Source organism: Mycobacterium sp. (assembly GCF_051006775.1).
Lineage (GTDB): Bacteria > Actinomycetota > Actinomycetes > Mycobacteriales > Mycobacteriaceae > Mycobacterium.
Map to the genome: position 1 here is coordinate 1 of NZ_JBPCSX010000241.1, position 3,815 is coordinate 3,815.

The 3,815-nt window shown below is 68.4% G+C and carries 3 protein-coding genes and 1 pseudogene; all 4 read right to left on the reverse strand.

Going from position 1 to position 3,815, the window contains the following annotated elements:
• Positions 1-260, reverse strand: a pseudogene (locus ACR2JI_RS16845) (recombinase RecA); the annotation flags it as partial.
• A 190-nt stretch (positions 261-450) separates the two neighbouring features.
• Complete coding sequence (locus ACR2JI_RS16850; RefSeq protein ID WP_526392028.1) at positions 451-645, reverse strand: DUF3046 domain-containing protein; 195 nt, start codon at positions 643-645, stop codon at positions 451-453.
• Positions 646-654: 9 nt separating this feature from the next.
• Entirely contained in the window at positions 655-1,818 is a 1,164-nt protein-coding gene (locus ACR2JI_RS16855; RefSeq protein WP_526392030.1) for a glycosyltransferase, read from the reverse strand.
• Between the two features lie 21 nt (positions 1,819-1,839).
• The gene (locus ACR2JI_RS16860) at positions 1,840-3,228 is read right to left on the reverse strand and encodes a beta-propeller fold lactonase family protein (RefSeq protein ID WP_526392032.1); all 1,389 of its coding nucleotides are present in this window, start codon (positions 3,226-3,228) and stop codon (positions 1,840-1,842) included.
• Positions 3,229-3,815: the final 587 nt, after the last annotated feature.

Consider the following 3,815-nt stretch of genomic DNA (forward strand, 5'->3'; position numbering starts at 1 on the left):
GCCTGTGCGTTGGCCACGGCGTGCAGTGCGACGGTGGTCTTGCCCGAGGACTCCGGGCCGTAGATCTCGACGACGCGGCCACGCGGCAGACCGCCGATGCCCAGCGCCACATCGAGGGCGATGGAGCCGGTCGGGATGACCGCGATCGGCTGGCGGACCTCGTCACCGAGGCGCATCACCGCGCCCTTGCCGTGGTTCTTCTCGATCTGGGCGAGTGCGAGCTCAAGAGCCTTCTCGCGATCGGGGGCCTGTTGCGCCATGGATATCTCCGTTCTCTGTGTTCGTGACCGGTGTTCGGTCGGTTGTCCGTGACGTTAGAGAGGACCCCTGACAAAAATTCGACAGGAACTCCGTCAAACGTCGGCCGAACAGCTACTCGAACTGGGACCCAGACTAACGAACATGTGTTCGATGGCAAGCAGGCGCGCGGCGTGTCGAATTACCGGGCTCTTACCACTGCTCGCGGGGAACATCGAAGTCGGCGCACAGCGCCCGCCACACCTCACGGGGGTCGATACCGGCCTCGATGGCCTGCTCAGAGGTGCGGCCCCCAAACCGGGTGAGCACATGGTCGACGAGCAGGGAGGCACCCCGCACCGGGCCGAACTGCGCCTCGACGAGTTCGTGGAATTCGGTCAGCCGCACGCCATCAACCTAGTCGGCCGCCTCGCGACACACCCGTACCGGATCGGCGACCCCGGCCAGGCTCTCAGCGGCCCGCCGCGCCGCCAGCCGGTAGGACGGCTCCGACAGCACCTCGTTGACCTCCGCCACCAGAGCGTCGACTGCCAATGGCCGGATCAGGCGCGCACTCCCCTGTCGCACAACACGATTCGCCAACTCCCACTGATCCCCGCCACCGGGGACCACAACCATCGGCACACCGGCGAGCAACGTCTTGGACAGCATCCCGTGCCCGCCACCGCAGACAACGAGGTCGGCCTGGGCCAGCAGCCTGTCCTGACGCCCCAGCCCCACGGTCGCCCACGGCGGCACCGGCACCTGCGCCCCTCCCAGCCGGGAGACCACCAACCGGGAGTCGGCGGGCAGGGTCTGTCCGGGGATCAGGTGTTCCAGCGCCATCTCGGCCAGCCCGGCCGCCCCGCCGGCCGCCGTCGACGGGGCGATCACGATCATCGGGCCGTTCCCCGGCGGCACCGTCAGTTCGGCTTCGGTTGGTTCGAAGTGCAGGGGTCCGACGACGACGGCCCCGGCCGGCCAGTCCGGCCGGGGAACCTCGAGGGCGGGCAGGGTCGCGATCAGCCTCCGGCGCGGTCCCGGATCCACGGCCGGTAGACCGATCTGCTCTCGGGCTGCCACGCGCTGGCGATCCCCGGCCCGGATCGACCGGGCCGTCAGCGCCCTCATGACGCTGTCCCGGAACCGGCCGCCCACTCCGGCGCCCGGCGCCAGCCCGCTCCCGATCGGCGGAAGTCCCGTCGACGGCAGGTAAAGCGGGTGCGGGCTGAGTTCGGCCCACGGCAGGCCAAGCAACTCGGCGGCCATTCCGCCGCAGACGGTGATCACATCCGAGACCACCAGATCCGGCCGGAGGTCCTTGATCACCGCCCGGTTGAGGACGGCCATCCGGGCCGCGCGCTGATGGATCTTGGCGCCCGAATCGGCATCGTCATCGCCGGCCTCCGGGTCCAGGCCGGCCAATTCGATGGCCTCGACGCCGGCGGCGCGCACCGTGTCGAGGCGCCCGGCACCGGTCAGCACCACCGGGTGATCACCGGCTGCCAGCAGCCGCAGGCTGAGCGCGATGGCCGGAAAGACGTGACCGGCCTCCGGACCGGCGACGAGGGCCACCCGCATCGGCCCTACCCTGCCACAGCCTCAGATCGTGACCACCGACACCGACTGATTGTTGTAGAGGGGCTCATAGCCGTAATAGGCGGAATTAACTGTGTAGACGTACTTCCCGTCCGGACTGACCGCCACGGCCACCGGTGAGTCGTTGATGATGTCGCCTACCGGGATGACGTTGGTGACGACCCGCGCTGCGGTGTCGACGACCCAGACCGACTTGGTGCATCCCGTTGTCGCGTTGTTGTCGCAGTTGGCGACGTAGAGCCTGCGCCCGTCGGGACTCACCGCGACCGCTCGCGGATACACCGGCACGCCGACCGTGCCGATCACGGTGCCGGCGGCCGGATCGATCACCGACACGATGCTGTCCCAGCTCAGCGAATGGATCACGTACAGCCTGTTGCCGTCCGGACTGACCACCACGCCGCCCGCGCTATAGGGGACCGGGATGGTGGAGCTCACCACTGCGGTCGCGGTGTCGATCACCGTCACCGTCTTCACCCCGTAGCCGACCACGTAGACATGCTTGCCGTCCGGGCTCGCGGCCACTCCGAGGGGCATCCGTCCGACCGCGACGGTGTGGGTGACCGCATTGGTCGCGATGTCGATCACCGACACGGTGGCGTCCGTTTCGTTGGCGACGTAGAGGGTGGTGCCGTCCGGGCTGACGGCGATCGCCGACGGGCCGTGCCCGACCTCGACTCTGCCGATCATGGCGTTGGCGGCGGTGTCGATCACCGATACCGCACCATTGGTGGTGGGAAAGATCGCGTTGCTGGCCTCTGCCCAGTCGGTGACATAGAGGCGGCTACCGTCGGGGCTGAGGACGACGGACTGTGGGGTCACGCCGGCGGCGATGGTGTGGATCGTCGCGTTGGTTGCGGTGTCGATGACGAGCACGGTGCTGTGGCCCTCGCCGGTGTCGGCCGAGTTCGCCACATACAACCGGGAACCGTCCGGGCTGACCGCAATCCCGTGCAGGTTGTAGGAGATCGGCATCTGGATCGTCGTAACGACCGGCACACTGGCGATGTTCTGCGAAGCTCCGATTCCGTCGCTCGCAACCACGGTGAAGGCGTCTGTCACCCAGGGTCCGACGGACGGGGTGTAGGTGTAGGCGCCGGTCGAATCGACGGTGACGGAGCCGTGATCCGGCGCCCTCGTGACGGTGTAGGTCAACGGCAGGCCAGCCGGAACGGTGAATCCCAGATCACCGGTCACGACTCCGGTTCCGGGGTCACGGACCCCCGTGACGGCGCCTTTGAACGGCAGCAGGCCGTTCTGGTAAGCGAGGTTGCGCACCCATGCCCAGACCGCCGCGCCCAGCGGATCACCGGGCGGGGTCGGGCCGTTGAGTCCGAAGAAGCCTAGAATCCCGGACAGCACGTTGACGACCATGTCGGGCGGCCTGCTCACTGAGGCGACCGAATTCGCCTGGGGAGGGACGATTTTGGCGGCTCTCGACGGCGCTGGAGTCACCGGACGCGCCACACGTCCGGACGCGACAGCACGGACAGCCCGCGACACCCGACTGGCGCTGTCCCGCTGGTCCGGCTGGCGTGCGGCCGCCCGTCGCGGATGCGGATCCGGACCGGCGTGCCTGCCGTGGACTGCGGGCCTGGCGGCATCGGCGGCGACCGGGCCGGCGGAGTCGTCCGCTCGCGCGATCGCCGGAGCGATCGTCAGCGCCAGACCCAGCCCGGTCACGGCGGTTCCGGCACGAAGCCAGCGAACCACCGGTAAACATCGCCCCCTGGCCGAAACACTCATGGCCGCTACCCCCTAAAACCGACCGTTGGTTGAATCTACCAGCATTTTCACCCTGCTTGGGATTAGGCTGGCGACCATGACCGAGCAATCCGCCACCCCGGCCAGCAACATCGGCTCCGACATCGATAACGCCCACACCGTCGAGGTGTTCCTCACCGCACTGGAGAACATGGACGTCGACGGCGCCGGGGCGGTGCTCGACGAGAACCTGGTGTACCAGAACGTCGGCTTCC